17 protein-coding genes are annotated in these 18,492 nt (G+C 63.4%); 5 read left to right on the top strand and 12 right to left on the bottom strand.

Annotation, left to right across the window (positions count from 1 at the left end; all coding sequences use genetic code 11):
• Positions 1-8: 8 nt before the first annotated feature.
• A complete protein-coding gene (locus ACIQ36_RS00910) occupies positions 9-485 on the top strand; it encodes a YcgN family cysteine cluster protein (protein ID WP_395824443.1) in 477 nt (158 codons plus the stop codon).
• A 132-nt stretch (positions 486-617) separates the two neighbouring features.
• On the opposite strand, the gene ACIQ36_RS00905 is transcribed toward ACIQ36_RS00910, so the two are convergent.
• Entirely contained in the window at positions 618-1,430 is an 813-nt protein-coding gene (locus ACIQ36_RS00905; RefSeq protein ID WP_395824440.1) for a methyl-accepting chemotaxis protein, read from the bottom strand.
• Between the two features lie 63 nt (positions 1,431-1,493).
• Positions 1,494-2,189, bottom strand: coding sequence for a CHASE3 domain-containing protein (locus tag ACIQ36_RS00900; protein ID WP_395824437.1), 696 nt, complete (start codon positions 2,187-2,189; stop codon positions 1,494-1,496).
• A gap of 55 nt (positions 2,190-2,244) precedes the next feature.
• Between ACIQ36_RS00900 and ACIQ36_RS00895 the strand changes: the two genes are divergently transcribed.
• On the top strand, positions 2,245-2,478 hold the full coding sequence (locus tag ACIQ36_RS00895; RefSeq protein ID WP_395824434.1) for a hypothetical protein: 234 nt from the start codon (positions 2,245-2,247) through the stop codon (positions 2,476-2,478).
• A gap of 133 nt (positions 2,479-2,611) precedes the next feature.
• Positions 2,612-3,649, top strand: a complete 1,038-nt coding sequence (locus ACIQ36_RS00890; protein WP_395824431.1) for a methyltransferase domain-containing protein — start codon at positions 2,612-2,614, stop codon at positions 3,647-3,649.
• On the opposite strand, the gene ACIQ36_RS00885 is transcribed toward ACIQ36_RS00890, so the two are convergent.
• The 10 genes from ACIQ36_RS00885 to ACIQ36_RS00840 form a co-directional block, all read right to left on the bottom strand.
• A complete protein-coding gene (locus ACIQ36_RS00885; RefSeq protein WP_395824428.1) occupies positions 3,631-4,548 on the bottom strand; it encodes a glycosyl transferase family protein in 918 nt (305 codons plus the stop codon). The two genes, ACIQ36_RS00890 and ACIQ36_RS00885, sit on opposite strands and share 19 nt — an antisense overlap.
• Entirely contained in the window at positions 4,545-5,933 is a 1,389-nt protein-coding gene (gene cysG / locus ACIQ36_RS00880; protein ID WP_395824425.1) for a siroheme synthase CysG, read from the bottom strand. The genes ACIQ36_RS00885 and cysG overlap by 4 nt, the downstream gene beginning before the upstream one ends.
• The gene (locus ACIQ36_RS00875; RefSeq protein ID WP_395824422.1) at positions 5,908-8,589 is read right to left on the bottom strand and encodes a molybdopterin-dependent oxidoreductase; all 2,682 of its coding nucleotides are present in this window, start codon (positions 8,587-8,589) and stop codon (positions 5,908-5,910) included. The genes cysG and ACIQ36_RS00875 overlap by 26 nt, the downstream gene beginning before the upstream one ends.
• 5 nt (positions 8,590-8,594) lie before the next feature.
• Complete coding sequence (gene nirD / locus ACIQ36_RS00870; RefSeq protein ID WP_395824419.1) at positions 8,595-8,930, bottom strand: nitrite reductase small subunit NirD; 336 nt, start codon at positions 8,928-8,930, stop codon at positions 8,595-8,597.
• A complete protein-coding gene (gene nirB / locus ACIQ36_RS00865; protein WP_395824417.1) occupies positions 8,931-11,378 on the bottom strand; it encodes a nitrite reductase large subunit NirB in 2,448 nt (815 codons plus the stop codon).
• Between the two features lie 11 nt (positions 11,379-11,389).
• Entirely contained in the window at positions 11,390-12,175 is a 786-nt protein-coding gene (locus ACIQ36_RS00860; protein WP_395824413.1) for an ABC transporter ATP-binding protein, read from the bottom strand.
• 14 nt (positions 12,176-12,189) lie between these two features.
• Positions 12,190-13,038 carry a nitrate ABC transporter permease gene (ntrB, locus tag ACIQ36_RS00855; protein WP_395824410.1) on the bottom strand — a complete coding sequence of 283 codons (849 nt, stop codon included), beginning with the start codon at positions 13,036-13,038 and terminating at the stop codon, positions 12,190-12,192.
• A 33-nt stretch (positions 13,039-13,071) separates the two neighbouring features.
• A complete protein-coding gene (locus ACIQ36_RS00850) occupies positions 13,072-14,343 on the bottom strand; it encodes a CmpA/NrtA family ABC transporter substrate-binding protein (protein WP_395824407.1) in 1,272 nt (423 codons plus the stop codon).
• A 12-nt stretch (positions 14,344-14,355) separates the two neighbouring features.
• The gene (locus tag ACIQ36_RS00845; RefSeq protein WP_395824404.1) at positions 14,356-15,420 is read right to left on the bottom strand and encodes a CmpA/NrtA family ABC transporter substrate-binding protein; all 1,065 of its coding nucleotides are present in this window, start codon (positions 15,418-15,420) and stop codon (positions 14,356-14,358) included.
• Positions 15,421-15,632: 212 nt separating this feature from the next.
• The gene (locus ACIQ36_RS00840; protein ID WP_395824400.1) at positions 15,633-16,220 is read right to left on the bottom strand and encodes an ANTAR domain-containing response regulator; all 588 of its coding nucleotides are present in this window, start codon (positions 16,218-16,220) and stop codon (positions 15,633-15,635) included.
• Between the two features lie 155 nt (positions 16,221-16,375).
• Between ACIQ36_RS00840 and ACIQ36_RS00835 the strand changes: the two genes are divergently transcribed.
• Positions 16,376-17,314: an ABC transporter substrate-binding protein gene (locus tag ACIQ36_RS00835; RefSeq protein WP_395824397.1), complete on the top strand. Its 939-nt coding sequence runs from the start codon at positions 16,376-16,378 to the stop codon at positions 17,312-17,314.
• A 6-nt stretch (positions 17,315-17,320) separates the two neighbouring features.
• Positions 17,321-18,484: an ABC transporter permease gene (locus tag ACIQ36_RS00830; protein WP_395824394.1), complete on the top strand. Its 1,164-nt coding sequence runs from the start codon at positions 17,321-17,323 to the stop codon at positions 18,482-18,484.
• The last annotated feature ends 8 nt before the right edge of the window (positions 18,485-18,492 follow it).

Genomic DNA, 18,492 nt, shown 5'->3' with positions numbered 1-18,492 from the left:
AGCTAACCATGCCCAGCCTCACGCCCCGCTTTTGGGAAACCAAAACCCTCCTCACCCTCTCCCCTGCGGAATGGGAAGCCCTGTGCGACGGCTGCGGCAAATGCTGCCTTGCCAAGCTCGAATATGAGGATGAGGCGGGCGAGCCGTCGGGCATTGTCGAGTTCACCAATATCGCCTGCCGCCTGCTCGATGCCAAAACCGGCCGCTGCTGCGATTACGAAAACCGCTTCGCAGAAGTGCCGGAATGCGTGAAGGTGACGCCCGAGAGTATCGAGAGCCTCTATTATATGCCGCCCTCCTGCGCCTATCGGCGGATGGCGGAAGGTAAGCCTTTGCCCGCGTGGCACCCGCTGCTGACCGGCGATCCCGACTCGGTGGTGCGCGCTGGCCATTCGGTTCGGGGGCGCGTCGTGAGCGAAACCACGATTACCGACGAGCAGGCGTATCTGCACCACATCATCGAATGGCCGAGCGCCGAAGCTTAGCGTTTTTCGCCTTTAAACCGAATCGGAAAATCGAAAAACGCTTGAGCCCGCGCGGCGTTTGAGCGTTGAAAAAGCATAGGTTTTCTCGCCGAAGGCACGCGAGGAAGGGGCAAGCCCCCTCCTCGGCGACGGTTACGCCGCCGCTGCGTCGCTCACGTAGCGGTCGACATGCTGTTTAAGCGTCTGGGCTTGTTGCGCCAGACTGTTGGAGGCCGATAGCATCTCATGGGCGGCTTGGCCGGTCTCGCTGGCGGCCCGTGAGACGCCGGCGATATTGCGGTTTACCTGCTCGGTGCCGCTTGCGGCTTCGGTGACATTGCGGGCGATTTCGCGGGTGGCGGCGCCCTGCTGCTCAACCGCCGCCGCGACGGCCGCCGTAATATCGTCGATGGTTCGGATTGTGCCGCTGATGCTATTAATGGCTTCGACGGCGCGGCGGGTTTCGTCCTGCACGGTCGAAATCTGGCTTTGGATATCGTCCGTCGCCTTGGCGGTCTGATTGGCGAGGCTTTTGACTTCGCTTGCCACCACCGCAAAGCCTTTGCCCGCATCTCCGGCGCGCGCGGCTTCAATGGTGGCGTTCAGCGCCAGCAGATTGGTTTGCCCGGCGATATTCTGAATGAGGCTGACGATCTCGCCGATCTTATCGGCGGAGGCGGCGAGGCCCTTGATGACCGAGTTGGTTTCATCCGCCTCATCCACGGCCTTACGTACAACCGTCGCGGCGTTTTCCGTCCGGCGAGCGACTTCGACGATGGAGGTCGAGAGTTCTTCCGCCGCCGAGGCCACGGTTTGCATATTGCTTGCGGCCTGATCGGTGGCGCTCACGACCGCCGCCGCCTGGGCGGTGGATTGTCCCGCCGTCCCCGCGAGCGATTCGGCATTGGTGCGCACTTGGCTGGACGCCGTGCCGAGGCCTTGGACGATCGTATCGATCTTAGTCAAGAAATCGCGTGTCAGGGCTTCCAGTTTGGTGCGGCGCGCGTCTTCGGCGGCGCGGGCCGCTTCCTATTCCAGGGCCAGCGCGTCGGCCTGCTGCATTGAGGCGCGGAAGAGCAGCAGAGTCTGCGCCATTTTGCCGATTTCATCCTGCCGATTCGCGCCGGGAATCGCGGCATCATAGGCTTTGCGGCTGAGCGCTTCCATCGAGGCGGTCATGCGCACCACAGGGGCGGTGATACCGCGATTGGCGAAGACCGAGAGCAGGATTGCGCCGATGATCGTGACGATAATCGCCGTGATGGCGATGGTTTGCGCAACTTGGCTGGTGCTCTGGAATTCTTTAGAGCGGGCGTCCAGTAAATCGCGCTCAATATCTTCAATTTCGCGCAATTGTACTCGAAACCGGTCGAAAATTTGCTTGCCTGCGCCCGATTTTGCAATCTCAAGCGCCCGTGCTAGCCCTTGCGGGTCGCGGAGACCGCTCAAAACCGGTGAAGCAAACTCCCGACTCCAGGCTTCAGCCGTTTCGGCCACTGCCGCCAGCCGCTTTTGTTGGGCAGGATTATCGGCCGTCAACCGCTTGGCTGTTTCAAGAGCCGCTGTATACTGCGCCTGCCCTTGCGTGAAGGGCGTCAAGGCATCCTCCGAGACCAGGACAATATAACCGCGCAAGCCGGTTTGCTGATTCAGCATGGCCTCGAGAATGATGGCGACGGCATCGAGCACTTCGTAAGTATGTTTGGTTATAAGTGAGCTCTTCACCAAATCATCTAAATATTTAACAATAAGACCGCCAGAGATGGCGGTAATTAGAGATATGAGCAAGAATGCCGCGCCGAGCTTAACCGAAAGTTTTTTTTTGCAAAATACTCATGGCAAGCTCTCCATTCCAAGCATTTTGAGGGTCGAACATCGCGAAAAACCAGGGCAGCAGCAAGGTACGATGGGTGCATGGGACTATGGAAAAAATGCAAATATTTCGATTGATCTAACCCAATTCGAACTTCGTACAAGGGATCGTATATTGGAATATTATAGCGTGTCGAGATAATTTATTTGTAAATATCTAAATATTTACGCAAATCCTCACTTTATCTCGTCCCTTGACCAAGCCCCTCAGAACAGACCACAATTGCCGCTGTCATTTCGGTTGTAACGATCACGCGAGGAGGGAGCCGCCGATCATGTCCTGGTTCGGTAAGAAACAGCCGCCCCCCACCCGTGCCCCGATTCATCACGCGCCCCCGAAACTGACGCTCTCGCTGGCCGACGCCGCGCCAGTCGGCGTTGCGGATAATGTGCTGCTGCTCACCGAGCGCGCCGATCCGCTGCCGCCCGACCCTGCCGTCAGCGCGCCGCCGCCCCCCGCCGTAAAAGCCGCGCCCCCCAAGGCCGCGCCGTCGCCGCTCAAAGCTGTTGCCGCCGACAGCTATTGGACGCAGACGCGCATTGACGCTGCCGAATTTCTGTGGGGCGAGGATAATCTGGGGCCGGGTGATGGCGCAATTGCCGCGGGAGCGCTCGCCGATCTGCCGATTACGGTGGCCAGCCAAGTGCTGATTGCCTCGGCGGGCCTTGGCGGTCTCTCCCGCGTGCTCGCCCGCCACTACGGCTGTTGGCCCACCTCAATGACCCCCTCCGCCGCTTTGGCCGGGATCGCGCAACAGCGCTCAGACGCGGCTGAACTGTCGCAGAAGGCCGCCGTGACGGCCTATGATCCGGCAACGGCGCAGTTCAAAGCCAATAGCTTCGATATCGTCGCCGCCCACGAGATTCTAACACCGGTCGCCAATAAAGCCCGCTTGATGCAACAAATCGTGCGCGCGGCCAAACGCGGCGGCACCGTCGTTATCACGGAAATGGTGATGACCGAATTGGGCGTTGCCAGCCTCGGCGGCACCAGTCGCCGCTCGGCGGCGGCCGGGGAAGCCTTGCAGGCCTGGCTGAAGTTGATGAACCCAACGCCGCAACTCTGGTCGCACGCGCAGATGATGGAGACGTTTTTCTCCCTCAACGTCGATGCCGCCAGCAAGAATATCAGCCCGGCCTATGTGGAGCGGATCAATAAAATCTGGGGCGAGCTTTCGGGAAAATTGGAAGCCGGGACGATTCCGCGCCCGCTGCTGCCGACCGTGGCCACCGATTCGGAGCGCTGGGCCGCCTTCCGCACGGCCTTGGACGAAGACGCCATCGCCATGACCCGTTACACGATCAAGATTTGAGCCGCCGCCTCTGCTGCCGCCACCGTTTCCGCCACACCAAGGGCCAATAAACCAAGCGAAACGGTCGCCTGAACCGTGGCGCGCCCCTCGAGCGCATCGTCGGCATCGGCGCTACAAAGAGCGGGAAACAGCATTTCTTCGACCGCCTGCCCCCGCAGCAGATGCACGGTAATCACCTTCTCCGGTCGCCGCTCCGCCTCGCCACCGCCACCTTTCAGCACGGCCAAGCGCACGCGGTTCAGGCGTTTCGACGCCTCCAAATGCACATGGATATAGGGGGGATGGAACACGCCATCGACCCCCGCCGCCGCATCGAACGGGTTCAGCAGCCGCGCCACGGTATTGATCGGCGAGCGCAGCCCCAAAATCCCGCGCAGACTGAGCAAGCGGGCGATCCCCGGCGCGAGCCTCGTCGTTGGCACAAAGGCGATACCGCCCGTATCGAGCGCCGCGCGCGTTGCGCCTTCGGTATCGGCGATCGGAATGCCGGTTTCCGCAAGACCATCGCCAATCGCCTCCCGCCCCGGCCCGCTGGGAAGCCCGTGCAGCAGGACGCGCTTCCCGCTCTGCGCAATCAACTTGGCCGCATGCAGAAAATGCGCGGCCCCGCGCGTGCGCCCATCGGCGTAGGAGGGCCAGTCGAGATCGACGCCGCCCACGTCCCACGCCGGAATTTCCGTGCGCGCGGCTTCCACCAGCCCCGCCATTTCGTCCGGGTCCTCGCCGCGATAGCGCAGCAGCATGAGGAAGGCTCCAACCTGCTCCGGTAGCGCCTGGCCGGTCAGAATCTGCGTCAGGGCGTCGCGCGCCTCCTCCCGCGTCAGCGAGCGCGAGCGGCCCGGCCCTCGGCCCAGGGTGCGGACGTAAGGGGCGAAAGAATGGGTATCGTGAACGCTCATGCCGCCGGGGCAACCTCCAGAGCCGAAGAAACTCGGTCCTGAGTCTGCGCCAAAGCCGCCCCAATCAGCAAGAGTGTCGGCCCCTCGAACCGGCCATCGGCGAGCGCGAAGGGCAGTTCGGCGAGATTGGTGATGCTCTCCCGCTGATGCGGCAGCGAGGCGTTTTCCACCGCCACCGCCGGGGTTGCGGGATCGAGCCCTGCCGCGATGAGGTCCCGCGCGAGCCGCCCCGCCGCCGCTTTGCCCATATAGAGCGCCAAGGTGCCGCCCGCTTTGGCAAGCCCGGCCCAATGGTCCGCCATCCCATCTTCGGTCTGCGCGGTGGCAAGGGTAAGAGTGCGGGCGACGCCCCGTTGTGTGAGGGAACACCGGAGCGCCGCCGCTGCCCCCAGCGCCGCCGTGACGCCGGGGACAAGCTCGCTCGAAACGCCATGGGCACCGAGATAAGCGATTTCTTCACTGGCCCGGCCAAACACGCCAGGGTCGCCGCCCTTGAGGCGCACGACGCGCCCGCCGGTGCGCGCGGCCTCCAAGAGCGCCTGATTGATGGCTTCCTGCGGCATCGAGCTTTTATCGCCGCAGCGCTTGCCGACGGGGATCAGCTTGGCCTCGCGTTTCGCAAGTCGCAGCACGCCGTCGCTGACCAGCGCATCATAGAGAATAATATCGGCAGCCCCTATCAGCCGGGCGGCTTTCAAAGTGAGCAACTCGGGATCACCCGGCCCGGCTCCGACCAGGGCGACGGGATAGGACGGCGTCGGCTGGTCCGAGGTCAGCGCCGCCGCTATCGCAGCTTCTGCGGCCTCCGCTTGGCCCGCGAGCGCCAGATCGGCAATCGGGCCCGAGAGCATGCTTTCCCAGAAAGCTTTCCGGCGCGGGGCCTCCGGCAGTGCCGCCGTCACCCGCTCCCGCCAGCGCCCGGCGAGGCTCGCGAGCAGCCCGTAACCAGGGGGAATGGCTTTCTCCAGAACCGCGCGCAGCAGGCGGGCCAAAATCGGGGCCGTCCCGCCCGTCGAAACCGCCACCGTGACGGGGCCGCGTTCGATCATCGCCGGGAGGATGAAGTCGCAAAAAGCAGGCGTATCGGCCACATTCAGCGGCACCCGCACAGCGCGGGCGGCGGTCCGCAGCGCGGCAAGGTCGATCTCATCCCCCACCGGGGCGGCGATGATAAAGCGGAACGGCGTAAGGTCGGCCCCCTCCGCCAATCGATCCCAACGGATCACGCGCGCGCCCGACCGGGCGACAAGGCGAGCCTTGGCTTCGGCCAGATCGCCCGAGCCGAGCACGAGAACCGGCACATTCGTCAGATCGAAAAACACTGGAAAATGCGACAGAGCGCCCGAGGGGTCAGGCAATTCACGCGACAAGCGGGGCATCGGCATGGCGCAGAAATCCTTTCAGTTCGGGAAGGCAGGAGCCGCAGTTGGTGCCCGCTTTCAGCAGCGCGCCGATCGCTTCAACACTGGTCGCTTCCCCGGACGCGATGACGGAACGGATACGCTCAGCGCTCACCTGGAAGCAGGCGCAAACCATCGGTCCGGTACTGGGGGCCGCGACCCGACCGGCGAGGACTTCTTGCGCATTGGTCAGGCTGGTTTCGGTAAAGAAGGGCAGAAGTTGATCCATCTCCGGCCCATGTCCCAGCATCAGGGCTGCCGTCAGCTTGCCGTCTTGCAGATACGCGCTGCGCCAACGCCCGCGCGCCGAATCGACCACGGTCAGTGGCACGCACGCATCAGCAGCATCGCCCATCAGCGCCGCCAATAGCGACGCGCCATCGGGCACGGCGTCGCTCTCGGGTAATGCCCAAAGCTCGACGGCCCAGGCGTCGCCCAAGGGGCGCTTGCACCAGAACAGCCCCGGCAAATCCCCCTGCGCCAAAGGTTCCGGCGCATCCCGCAGCAGCGCATAGCCTTGCCAGCGCGGCGTAATGCGACTGAGGGCAACGGGCGTGAATTTCAACTCCGGCTGACCCGAGCGCGGATCGACATTCGGCGCAATCACCCGCCCCACCGCCCCGCCGCCGCACCAAGCGCCGTTCCAATGCATCGAGGCGAAAACTTCACCGCGCGGCTGGGCGTCGGTGATGCTCGCGAGGCGGATCGCCGCCCCCGTAGCGCTGGTGAGCCGCACCAAATCGCCGTCCGCCAATCCCAGGGCCGCCGCATCTTGCGGGTTGATGGAAACCGTTGGGCGCGGCTGATGGTTCATCAGCCGGGGTGTGGCTCCGGTGCGGCCCATCGTGTGCCATTGATCGCGCACGCGGCCCGTGTTCAGTACCAGCGGAAAATCGGGGCTGGTTTGGCTGAGTGGCGCGGTCGGCCCGGTCGGAATGAAGCGCGCCCGCCCATCCGGCGTAAAGAAACCGCCCTTGGCGAAGAAGCGCGTTTCCAAGCTGGGTGCCTCGCCCGCGCGCCAGGGCCAGCAGAAGGGCGGTAGCGCGTCATAACCGTCGTTCGAAAGCGTGGCCGCCCCGCCCAAATCGAAATCGCGCCGCCCGTCATTCTCGAACGCTGATAGGGCAGCATGCTCGCGGAAAATATCGGCGGAGGTTTCGTAGGCGAAAGCTTCGGTGAAACCAAGCCGCCGCCCGACCTGGGCCAACGCCCACCAATCGGGTTTCGCCTCGCCCTGGGGGGTGCGGAAGGCCCGCTGGCGCGATACCCGCCGTTCGGAGTTGGTAACGGTGCCGTCTTTCTCGCCCCAAGTGGCGGCAGGGAGCAGAAAATGCGCATAACGCGCCGTTTCGGTATCGGCGACGCAATCGGAGAGAATCACCGTGGGACAGCGCTCCAAAGCCGCCTGGACGATATCGGCATCGGGGAGGCTCGCGAGCGGATTGGTCGCGAGAATCCACAGGAATTTGATTTTCCCATCCGCCGCCGCCTGGAAAAGATCGACGGCTTTCAGCCCCGGCTTTTGCGCCAGATTGGCGGCGTTCCAGAAGCGCTGCACCCGGTCGCGGTCGGCCTCAGAGGCGAAATCCATATGGGCGGCGAGCTGGTTGGCGAGCCCGCCGACTTCCCGCCCGCCCATGGCATTCGGCTGGCCGGTGATCGAGAACGGCCCCGCGCCGGGGGTGCCGATGCGGCCCGTCGCCAAATGCACATTCAGAATCGCCGACACGCTATCGCTGCCGTGGCTTGACTGATTGATGCCTTGGCTGAACACCGTCACGACCTTCGGCGTCTCGATGAAGAGCTTATAGAAGGCAGCGATTTGCACGGGCGACAGGCCGGTCGCGGCGGCCACGGTGGTAAGATCGGGGGCGGTGGCGAGGGCTTCGTCCAGCCCGCGCGTATGATCGGCGACATAGGCGGCATTGACCGCGCCGCCGTCCGCAATCGCCCGCAGCAGACCGCTGAACAGGGCAATGTCAGAGCCGCCCCGAAGCGGCAGATGCAGGTCGGCGTCTGCTGTGGTGGACGTTTGGCGCGGGTCGAGCACCACGATCTTGAGGCCCCGGCTGCGGCGGGCGGCGAGCAGGCGTTGGAATAGCACAGGATGGCACCACGCCGTATTGCTGCCGACCAAGATTACGAGATCGGCCAACTCCCAATCGTCGTAAAGCCCCGGCACCGTATCGGTGCCAAAGCTCTGCTTATGCCCCGCCACGGTCGAGGCCATACAGAGGCGCGAGTTGGTATCGACATTCCCCGTGCCGAGGAAACCTTTGGCGAGTTTATTGAGGACGTAATAATCCTCGGTCAGCAGTTGGCCGGACCCGTAGAAGGCCACCGCTTCCGGCCCGTCGGTTGCCAGAACCTCCCGCAGCCGGTCGGTGATTTCATCCAGCGCGAGATCCCAGGAAACCGCCGCGCCGTCCCACAGGGGGTGCGTGAGCCGATGGGGCAGGGTCAGGCTTTCGGCAAGGGCGGAGCCTTTCGAACAGAGCCGCCCCTTATTGGCAGGATGGGCGGCATCGCCGCGGACCGATACACTCGCCCCACCGTCCGCCGACAGAATCTCGACGCCGCAGCCGACCCCGCAATAGGGGCAGGTGGTGCGTTGCAGAACGGTGAGGGCGGCGTCGGGCATAGCAGTTACTCGGCGGCAGCAGAGCTGAGAACGGCGATATCGAGTTTCAGGCGGTCGCCTTCGAGCGCCAGCGGCAGGCTGAGCACCTGCCCCGCGTCGGCCCCTTGGGCGGTGCCCGAGGCAAGGCTAATCACCCAACCGTGCAGCGGGCAGGTGACGCAATCGCCATGAACAATCCCGTCCGACAACGGCCCCTGCTTATGCGGGCAACGGTCTTCCAGCGCGAAGAATTTGCCCTCGGCGGTGCGAAAAATCGCGATTTGCCGCCCGGCAAACATCAGTTTGCGCGCGCCCTGGCTGGGCACATCCGCCGCCGGGCCAATATCGAGCCAAAGCGCCATTTACGCCTCCACCAGCATCGGTTTGAACTCATTCGCATCCATGCCGCCGACGCGCTCGGCCCAGGGGTCGATCTGCGCGAAGCTTTGGGCATAGGCGAAGCGGGACGCCAGCGCGCGGCGGTTTTCAGCGTCGTCGAGCAGGCGGGATTTGATGGAGGCGAGCCCGACCCGCTCCACCCAGGGCGCGGTGCGCTCCAGGTAGCGCGCTTCTTCCCGATAGAGCTGGAGGAAGGCGGCGCAATATTCCAAGACTTCCTCTTCGGTCGTGACCTTCACGAGGAAATCGCACCCGCGTAAGGCGATGCCGCCATTGCCGCCAATCAGAAGTTCCCAGCCCGAGTCGACCGCGATAACACCGAAATCCTTAATCGTGGCTTCGGCGCAGTTACGCGGGCAGCCAGAGACGGCGAGTTTCACCTTATGGGGATGCCAGGACCCCCAGGTCATCCGCTCCAGCTTAATGCCCATGCCGGTCGAATCTTGCGTGCCGAACCGGCACCATTCGGAGCCGACGCAGGTTTTGACCGTGCGCAACGCCTTGCCGTAGGCGTGACCGGAGACCATGCCCGCCGCATTGAGATCGGCCCAAACGCCGACCAGATCTTCCTTCTTCACGCCGAGCAAATCGATGCGCTGCCCGCCCGTGACCTTCACGCTGGGGATTTCATACTTATCGACCACATCGGCAATGGCGCGCAACTCGCCCGAGGTGGTGACGCCGCCCCACATGCGCGGAATGACCGAGAAGGTGCCATCCTTTTGAATATTGGCGTGGGCGCGCTCGTTGATGAAGCGCGAGCGGCTATCGTCTTCGTACTCGCCCGGCCAAGCGCAGAGTAGATAGAAATTCAGCGCCGGGCGGCAGGAAGCGCAGCCGCCGGGCGTGCGCCAGCCCAAGGTTTTCATCACCTGCGGAATGCTCTTCAGGGTTTGGTCGCGGATCGCGGCGCGGACGAACTCATGGGAATGGTCGGTGCAACCGCAGACGCTTTCGACCGTCTTAGCCTCATAGTCGCCGCCGAGCGCGAGAGCCAGCAAGCCTTCGACCTTGGAGGAGCAGGAGCCGCAGGAGGCAGCCGCCTTAGTCTGCGTCTTCACCTCTTTCAGCGTCGTCAGGCCCTTGTCGGCAATCGCGGCCATAATCGTGCCCTTGCACACGCCATTGCAGCCGCAGATTTCGGTCTCGTCGGGCAGATCGGCGAGGCCGGAGTCGGCAGAGCCGCTCGCCGTTAACCCCGGCCCGAAGATCACCGTATCGCGCAAATCGCCGAGCGGCGCGCCTTTGCCCATCAGATCGACGTACCAGCCGCCGTCCTTGGCGTCGCCGTAGAGCACCGCGCCGACAAGAATATCGTCTTTCAGAACAAGGCGTTTATACACACCGCGTGAGCCATCGCGCAGGATGATATCTTCACAGCCCTCGCCGCCGTTGAATTGGCCGACCGAGAGCATATCGATGCCCGTCACCTTAAGGCGCGTCGGGGGCTGGATCGGGCTGTAGGCGCTTGTGGTTTTGCCCGTGAGGTGATCGGCGCAAACCTTGGCCTGATCCCAAATCGGCGCGACCAGCCCAACCATCTGGCCGTTATGCTCGGTGCATTCGCCCACGGCATAAATCGAGGCATCAGACGTGCCGAGCCCGTCATCGACGATGATACCGCGATTGCAGGCGAGGCCTGCCGCCTGCGCGAGGCTCATATTCGGGCGAATACCCGCCGCCATCACCACCAGATCGGCGGGGATTTGCCGACCGTCTTTCAGGCGCACCGCCTGCACCCGATCGGCCCCAATCAGGGCTTCCGTCACCGCGCCGGTGATAATGTCGATGCCGCGCCGGGTTAGATCGTCGGCTAGTAACGTCGCCGCCGCCGGATCGAGTTGGCGCTCCATCAGCGTATCCATCAAATGAATGACGCTGACCTTCATCCCCTGGGCCGCGAGCCCATTGGCCGCTTCGAGCCCGAGCAACCCGCCGCCGATGACCACCGCATCGCTGTAGCGCTGGGCTGCCGACAGCATCGTATCGACGTCCGACATATCGCGGAAGGCGCAAACCCCCGGCAACTCCTTGCCCGGCACCGGCAGAATGAACGGGTTGGAACCCGTCGCCAGCAGCAGCTTATCGTAGGAAACCACGCGGCCCGAGGCGGTCGTGACCTGCTTTTGCGCGGTATCAATCGCAATCGCCGCATCGCCTGCAATCAACTCGATATTGTTCGCATCGTACCAGTCGCGGCTATTGATGACGATTTCATCAAAGCTCTTCTCCCCCGCTAGCACGGGCGAGAGCAGAATACGGTTATAGTTTACGTGCGGCTCGGCTCCGATCACCGTCACCCGGTAGCGGGTGGGATCGCGCTTCAGCACCTCTTCGACGGTGCGCATCCCGGCCATGCCGTTACCGATAACCAGCAGGCGCGAACGGTCGGGGGAAATTTGGTCTCGCATAATCGGGCTCCTCACGCCGCCGTTGGGTGGCGGTGACGTTCGTAGAGGAATTGCAGCACTGCCGCGCGGCAGGCCACATAGGTGGGATCGGCAGCCAGCGCCAGGCGGTCGCGGGGGCGGGCCAGCGGCACGGTCAGCACTTCACCGATGGTGGCGGCAGGACCGTTGGTCATCATTACGATGCGGTCGGAGAGCAGCACCGCCTCGTCAACATCATGGGTAATCATCAGCACGGTATTATTGAGCTGCTGCTGCAACCCCATCACCGTATCTTGAAGCTGGGCGCGGGTGAGGGCGTCGAGCGCGCCGAAGGGCTCGTCCATCAGCAGAACCTTCGGCTCCATCGCAAGGGCGCGGGCAATGCCAACGCGCTGCTTCATCCCGCCGGAAATCTCATTGGGGCGACGCACGAGCGCGTGGCTCATGTTCACGAGATCGAGATTATGGCGCACCCAGTCGCGCCGCTCGGCCCGGCTTTTGGTTTTGCCGAAGACCTTATCCACCGCGAGGCGCACGTTTTCTTCCACCGTCAGCCACGGCAGCAGCGAATGGTTTTGGAAAACCACGGCCCGATCCGGCCCCGGCGCGTTCACTTCTTTATCTTCCAGCAATACCCCGCCCGTGGTGGCTTGCAGCAGCCCGGCGACGATATTGAGCAAGGTCGATTTACCGCAACCCGAGTGGCCGATAATCGCCAGAAACTCGCCGCGCTGAATATCGAGGGAAACATTCTGAAGCACGGTATTGGTGCCGAACTGAATGCCCACGTTGCTGATTTGCAGATAGGGTTTCGTCATGATCCCGGCCTCCCTTACGCTTTAGCGCCACGGGCGCAGAGAGCCCCGATGCCCGCGATCACCCGGTCGAGGCAGAAGCCGACCAGACCGACGTAGACGAGGGCGACGATGATGTCCGAGATGTTGGAACTGTTCCACGCATCCCAAATAAAGAAGCCAATCCCAACGCCGCCAATCAGCATCTCGGCGGCAATAATGGCGAGCCACGACAGGCCGATCCCGATGCGCAGACCCGTAAAGATATAGGGAACCGTGGAGGGCAGGACGATCTTGAAGAAAAACTCAAGATGATTGAGTCGCAAGACCGCCGCAACGTTGCGATAATCTTGCGGAATGGCGCGCACCCCCACGGAGGTATTGATCAGGATCGGCCAGACCGAGGTAATGAAAATCACGAAAATCGCCGACGGATTGCTGTCGCGAAAAGCGGCCAGCGAGAGCGGCAACCACGCAAGCGGCGGAATGGTGCGCAGGATTTGGAACAAAGGGTCGAGCCCACGCAGCGCAAGTTGGCTTTGGCCCAGCAGCACCCCCGTAAGCACGCCCACCACGGCGGCAATGGCAAAGCCTTGCGCCACGCGGGTGAGGCTGGCGAGAATATGCCAAAACAGCCCCTTATCGAGCCCGCCCCGGTCGTAGAACGGATCGACGATCAACTCCAGGCTTTGCTTGAAAATCAGGCTCGGCGAGGGCAGCGCCGCCTTAGGCCCGCTGGCGGCGAGCTCCCATAGACCGATCAGCAAAACCAACATCACCAAGGGCGGCAACACCCGCGCCGCCACCGATTTGCCGAAGGCGGCAAAGGCGGGAAGGCGGGGCAAGGTCAGGCCCGGTGCTGGGGAGGGAAGCGGCGTATCGGTCATGGGAACTCTCCTAAGGCAGGGGCGGCAGCGAAATCAGACGCGCTTAATTTTTTGCGCGGCCAGATAGGCTTGCGGATTGGCGGGGTCGAATTTGATGCCATCGAAGAAGGTCTCGACCCCTCGGCTGGTGCCCTCGGGGCCGGTTGCCCCGATCAACTTCGCCGCCTCCCGCCACACGTCTTGCCGGTTCACGGCCTTGATGGTGCCCGCAAGATCGGTTTCCGGCGCGAGCACGCCCCAGCGGATATTTTCCGTGAGGAACCATAAATCATGGCTTTGGAACGGGTAGGAGGCGTGGTCGGCCCAGAACTTCATCACATAGGGGGCATTGGTTTCTTTCCGGCCCGTGCCGAAATCGAAATCCCCCTTCGTCCGCCCGATAATGTCGGCAACCGGCACGTTGAACCACGCGCGCTTGCCGACAATCGTGCACATTTCCTCCCTATTCTCGGGCTTATCGCACCATTGTTGCGCTTCGAGCACGGCGGCGGTGAGAGCGACCGCCGCTTTCGGATTCTTCTCGATCCAGTCCGTGCGCAAGGCGAGGCTTTTTTCCGGGTGATCCTTCCAGAACTCCCCGGTCGAAACGGCGGTGTAACCGATGCCCTGATTGACCAATTGGGCATTCCACGGCTCGCCAACGCAGAAGGCTTCCATTGAGCCGACTTTCATATTCGCCACCATTTGGGGCGGCGGCACGACGATGGTTTGAACGTCCTTATCCGGATCGATCCCGCCGGCGGCCAGCCAGTACCGAATCCAGAGATCGTGGGTGCCGCCCCGGAAGGTCATGGCGATTTTAATTTCCTTGCCGCTGGCGGCAACGCCCTTGAACACATCTTTCAGCGGGGCCGAATTGAGGCCGACCTTCAGATCTTTATACGCGTTCGAGACCGAAATCGCCTGACCATTGGTATTGAGCCGCAGCACAATGGAGATGGGCACGGGCTGATTGTTTTTGCTGATTTTGCCAAGCTGCAGCAGATAGGGCATCGGGGTCAGAATATGCGCGCCATCAATGCCGCCGCCGCCCGACCCGAGTTCGAGATTATCGCGCGTCGTGCCCCAGCTTGCCTGTTTTACCACCTCCACATCGGGCATGCCGTACTTGGCGAACAGCCCTTTTTCCTTGGCGATAATCAGCGGGCTCGCATCGGTAAGCGCGATATAGCCCAAGGTGGCTTTCGTCGTTTCAAGCCCCGCCCCTTGGGCAAAAGCGCCCGCCGGAAACAGGGATTTTGCGGCGGCCAACGTGGCGGCCATGCCGGAGGTTTTCAGCAGCGTCCGACGGGAAAAATCACGCATGGGTCAAACTCCTTAAGCGGCAGAAAAAGCAAGATCGAAGAGATCGGCGCGCAAGCAGCGGGCGACGGCGGCGGAATCGGTTTCGGGCGGCACCAAGCGCCACCGCTTGAGGCTCGTCAGCAGGGCTTGCCCCGCGCCTAAATCGGGGCGTTGCCAGGGGCCGCTGAACTGGTGAAAGCGCGGCGTGAAGGGGGGTTCTGCCGTCAAGGAGGCGGCGATAACCGCTTCGGGCAGATCGAGCAATTCAGGCGCGGCGAGACGACGCGCAAGCTCGGCCCGGTTGGCGGGCGCATCGCACCAGGCCCCAGCTTTCACCAAGGCCCGAATGAGCGCCGACACGGTTTCCGGCGCGCGGGCGGCGAAATCGGCGCGCACGGCAAAGACTTTCTCCGGCATGCCCGGCGTAATATCGGAACTCAGCGCCACCGGTTGCCCGACGCCGCGCGCCGCTGCCCAGGAGCCCCAGGGCTCGCCCGCGCAAAACCCATCGAGATTACCCGCTTCGATCTGCGCCACGGTTTGGGCGGGCGGCACGACGATCACCCGCAGGTCCGCATCCGGGTCGATCCCCCCTGCCGCCAGCCAATCGCGCAGTTGCACCATATGCGTGGAGATGCCGAAGACGGCGGCGAAGGTCAGCGGGCGACCGCGCCGGGCGGTCAGTTCCGGCAGAACCGCTTTCAGCCGGGCGGCGGAGAGCGGGCGTTCGAAAGCGGCCTCCGGCCCCAGCGCATCGAGCAGGCTTTGCGCCAGCGCAATCGTATTGCCTTGCACCGACAGCGTCAGCAGCGTCGCCATTGGCGTTACGGGCGTTGCGATCCCGAGGCTCATCGCGAGCGGCATCGGCGCGATCATCTGGGCACCCTCCAGCGCGCCGACCAGCACCTTATCGCGAATATTGGCCCAGGAGGCTTCGCGCGACAGGCTCACCTCCAGCCCTTCGGCGGCAAAATAACCCTCCTGCTGCGCCACGATCAGCGGGGCGCAGTCGGTCAAGGGCATGAAGCCAAGGCTCACCGCGACGCGGGTGGCAGTGGCAGCGGAAGCAGGGCTGACGGGATCGGCCAAAGACGGCATAGGCGGCTCCAAAAACAAAAAGGCGCCCGAAGCCCTAACTGCCCCCAGAATCGGGGAACAATCGGTCTTCGGACGCCATTGTCCTGCGGGTTCGGGACGCCATTGCCCCTTACACCTGAACCCGATTTAGCAATCTGCGTGCCAAGTCCAGGTTTCGCGGCAGTGCAGCACGTTGGTCAGGAAGCAGGCCCTATTTTTTTCAACAATACTGCCTATTTCGACAGCAACTCGGCAACGGTGATGATTTGTTGAGCAATCTCGCTAAGACGCTGGCCGCGATCCATGGCGAGGCGGCGCAGGTGTCGATAGGCTTCCTCCTCCTCACAGCCGCGCTCGCGCATGACGATGCCCTTGGCGCGTTCGATCAGCTTACGATCCGCTAAGGATCGTTGCGCCGCAGCAAGCTCCGCCTTCAGGGTGGAGAAGGCCCGGAAATGGGCAATGGCGAGATCGAGCAGCGGTTTAACCTTGCCGAAATCCACCCCCGGCGCTGCATAGGCACTTACCCCGGCGCGCAAGGCTTCCGCCACGGCCTCTTCATCGCCGCCGGGGGCGAAGAGCAAAATCGGTGCGCCGCGCCCGCCCGGCTGAAGGATTTGCGCTTGCTCCAGCGCGTCGCGGTTGGGGTTATCCATCTCGATCAGCACGGCATCGGGCCTTAGCGCCTGCACCAGATCGGCGAGCGGCGGCATCGGCGCGGGCGGCGGGGTCAGCACAATGCAGCCCTCCGCCGCAAGCGCCGCTTGCGTGCCCGCTGCCCGCGTTTCATTCGCGTCGATAACCAGAACTCGGAGTTTCATAGCGCCTTCGGAAGCAAGGGATGGGCCATGCCCCGCCGTGCCTGTAACCCTTTCCCGCGTGAGAGCGAAATAGGGCGGGCCGAAAACACTTGATGCTTGTCCAAGAAGGCGCTTATGTTCTCATTTTATTCACCCTCCCCTGAAAGGGATAAGCCATGACGATGCGTTCCATCCTCCGTCAGCGTGCCGCTCACACAGGGGCGGGGCTCCTCATCGCGTTAGGACTGGTGACGGGCGCGCACGCCGCCGATCCGGTGCGCGTGAGCTCCAAGCTTGATGCGGAAGCAAGCTTGCTCGGTAATCTCATTCAGCAAACGCTGGAAGCCAACGGCATTAAAACCGTGAGCAAGCTGCAACTCGGCCCGACGAAAATCACGCGCGGCGCGCTGCTGGCGGGCGAGATCGATATTTATCCCGAGTACACGGGCAATGCGGCCTTCTTCCACAGCCAAGATTCCGATCCCGTCTGGAAGAAATCGGCGGAGGGCTACGAGCGCGCCCGCAGCCTGGATGAAAAGAACAAGCTGGTCTGGCTGAAATCGGCCCCCGCCAACAATACCTGGGCAATCGCCCTGCGCCAGGATGTGGCCGGGCCGAATAAGCTAAAGACGTTGGAAGAGTTTGGCGCGTGGGTCGCCAAAGGCGGCGCGGTGAAGCTCGCAGGCTCGGCGGAATTCGTTGAAAGCCCCGCAGCCCTGCCGGCCTTCCAAGCCGCCTATGGCTTTACCTTGAAACCCGATCAACTGCTGGTGCTGGCGGGCGGCGATACCGCTGTCACCTTGCGCGCGGCGGGCGAAAAAACCTCCGGCGTGAATGCCGCCATGGCTTACGGCACCGATGCCGCGATTTCGGCCCTGGGTCTTGTCGCCTTGGAAGATAATAAGGGCGCGCAGATCGTCTATGAACCCGCCCCTGTGGTTCGGGCGGAGGTGCTGGCCGCCTATCCCGCCATCCGCACCAGCTTGGAGCCGGTATTTGCCTCGTTGAACGCCGATGTGCTGCGGGGTCTCAACGCCAAAATCGCCATCGAAGGCCAAGACGCTAAACAGGTTGCCGCCGCCTATTTGGCCGAAAAGGGCTTTGTGAAGAAGTAACCCAGCATGCCGCCGGAGGCGACGGGAACGCGGGTCTATCTCCTGCTCGGCCTGGGCGCTGTCTTGGCCGGGCTTGGCCTGCCGCTCCTCACCCACGCCCCGAACCGGCTGCTATCGGGCCGGGCGGTGCCGTGGGAGGCGCTGCCGCTGCCGCTGGTGATCGGCCTCGGGCTCGCCCTGCTGACGATCTTCGCGGCGGGCGCATTTCCCCGGCTCAGTGTGAAAACCCGCGCGCTCCTAGCGCTTACCGCCGCCCTTACCGTGCCGCCGCTCTACCTTTGGGGCGCGGGGGTGGTGGCAGACGCCCAAGCCTCCCCCCTGGGCCGAACCGCCTTCGGATCAGGCGGCTGGATGCTAGTGGGGCTCGCGGGGCTGCTGGCGGTGGATGCGGGCAAGCGCTTAGCCCTGCCCCCTGCCGGGCGTGGTTTGCTAATGGTGCTAGGGCTCGCCCCCGCCGTCCTGCTGCTGACAAGCGGCGCGCTCGATAATCTTGCCCTGTTAAAAGAATATGGCGCCAAGCGCGAAGCCTTTGCCGAGGCGGTGTTCCGGCATGGGGAAATCGTCGCCCTCGCGCTGCTGCCCACCCTCGCGCTCGGCCTGCCGCTCGGGGTGCGCCTGCACCGAAACCCGGCGCTGAAAGCCCCTGTTTTGGGAACGCTTGGGTTGATCCAAACCATCCCGTCGATTGCCCTCTTCGGGCTGCTGATGGCCCCGCTATCTGAACTCGCGGCGCTGTTTCCCGCCTTGGGACGCCTCGGCATTAGCGGCATCGGCCTTGCCCCGGCAACGGTCGCGCTCACGCTCTATGCGATTCTCCCGGTGACGCGCAACATGGCGGAAGGGCTCGCAGGCGTTCCCGCCGCCACTTTGGATGCGGCGCGCGGCATGGGGCTGACGGTTCGGCAGATTTTTTGGCAGGTAGAACTGCCCTTGGCCCTTCCCGTCATTCTTTCTGGGGTGCGGATTACCCTTGTGCAAACAATTGGCCTTGCCGCCGTCACCGCCCTGATTGGCGCGGGCGGATTGGGGGCGCTCATGTTCCAAGGCGTCTCCGCCAATGCCGGAAACCTTGTGCTGCTGGGCGCGGTGCCGATTGTGCTGCTGGCCCTCACCCTTGACGCGCTATTCCGGCTGCTCGCCGCCCTCGCCCAACGGGGACGCACGGCATGATTAAATTC

Origin of the sequence: Elstera sp., assembly GCF_044372965.1 — a bacterium.
GTDB lineage: Bacteria > Pseudomonadota > Alphaproteobacteria > Elsterales > Elsteraceae > Elstera.
The sequence above is the reverse complement of the archived record's forward strand: the minus strand, read 5'-3'. Positions and strand labels throughout refer to the sequence as shown.

What these genes read in the sequence shown, in the direction of transcription:
- ACIQ36_RS00910 (WP_395824443.1), top strand. Translation starts at nt 9, where the DNA reads ATGCCCAGCCTCACGCCCCGCTTTTGGGAAACCAAAACCCTCCTCACC.
- ACIQ36_RS00895 (WP_395824434.1), top strand. Translation starts at nt 2,245, where the DNA reads ATGAGCAAGAATGCCGCGCCGAGCTTAACCGAAAGTTTTTTTTTGCAA.
- ACIQ36_RS00890 (WP_395824431.1), top strand. Translation starts at nt 2,612, where the DNA reads ATGTCCTGGTTCGGTAAGAAACAGCCGCCCCCCACCCGTGCCCCGATT.
- ACIQ36_RS00885 (WP_395824428.1), bottom strand. Translation starts at nt 4,548, where the DNA reads ATGAGCGTTCACGATACCCATTCTTTCGCCCCTTACGTCCGCACCCTG.
- cysG (WP_395824425.1), bottom strand. Translation starts at nt 5,933, where the DNA reads ATGCCGATGCCCCGCTTGTCGCGTGAATTGCCTGACCCCTCGGGCGCT.
- ACIQ36_RS00875 (WP_395824422.1), bottom strand. Translation starts at nt 8,589, where the DNA reads ATGCCCGACGCCGCCCTCACCGTTCTGCAACGCACCACCTGCCCCTAT.
- nirD (WP_395824419.1), bottom strand. Translation starts at nt 8,930, where the DNA reads ATGGCGCTTTGGCTCGATATTGGCCCGGCGGCGGATGTGCCCAGCCAG.
- nirB (WP_395824417.1), bottom strand. Translation starts at nt 11,378, where the DNA reads ATGCGAGACCAAATTTCCCCCGACCGTTCGCGCCTGCTGGTTATCGGT.
- ACIQ36_RS00860 (WP_395824413.1), bottom strand. Translation starts at nt 12,175, where the DNA reads ATGACGAAACCCTATCTGCAAATCAGCAACGTGGGCATTCAGTTCGGC.
- ntrB (WP_395824410.1), bottom strand. Translation starts at nt 13,038, where the DNA reads ATGACCGATACGCCGCTTCCCTCCCCAGCACCGGGCCTGACCTTGCCC.
- ACIQ36_RS00850 (WP_395824407.1), bottom strand. Translation starts at nt 14,343, where the DNA reads ATGCGTGATTTTTCCCGTCGGACGCTGCTGAAAACCTCCGGCATGGCC.
- ACIQ36_RS00845 (WP_395824404.1), bottom strand. Translation starts at nt 15,420, where the DNA reads ATGCCGTCTTTGGCCGATCCCGTCAGCCCTGCTTCCGCTGCCACTGCC.
- ACIQ36_RS00840 (WP_395824400.1), bottom strand. Translation starts at nt 16,220, where the DNA reads ATGAAACTCCGAGTTCTGGTTATCGACGCGAATGAAACGCGGGCAGCG.
- ACIQ36_RS00835 (WP_395824397.1), top strand. Translation starts at nt 16,376, where the DNA reads ATGACGATGCGTTCCATCCTCCGTCAGCGTGCCGCTCACACAGGGGCG.
- ACIQ36_RS00830 (WP_395824394.1), top strand. Translation starts at nt 17,321, where the DNA reads ATGCCGCCGGAGGCGACGGGAACGCGGGTCTATCTCCTGCTCGGCCTG.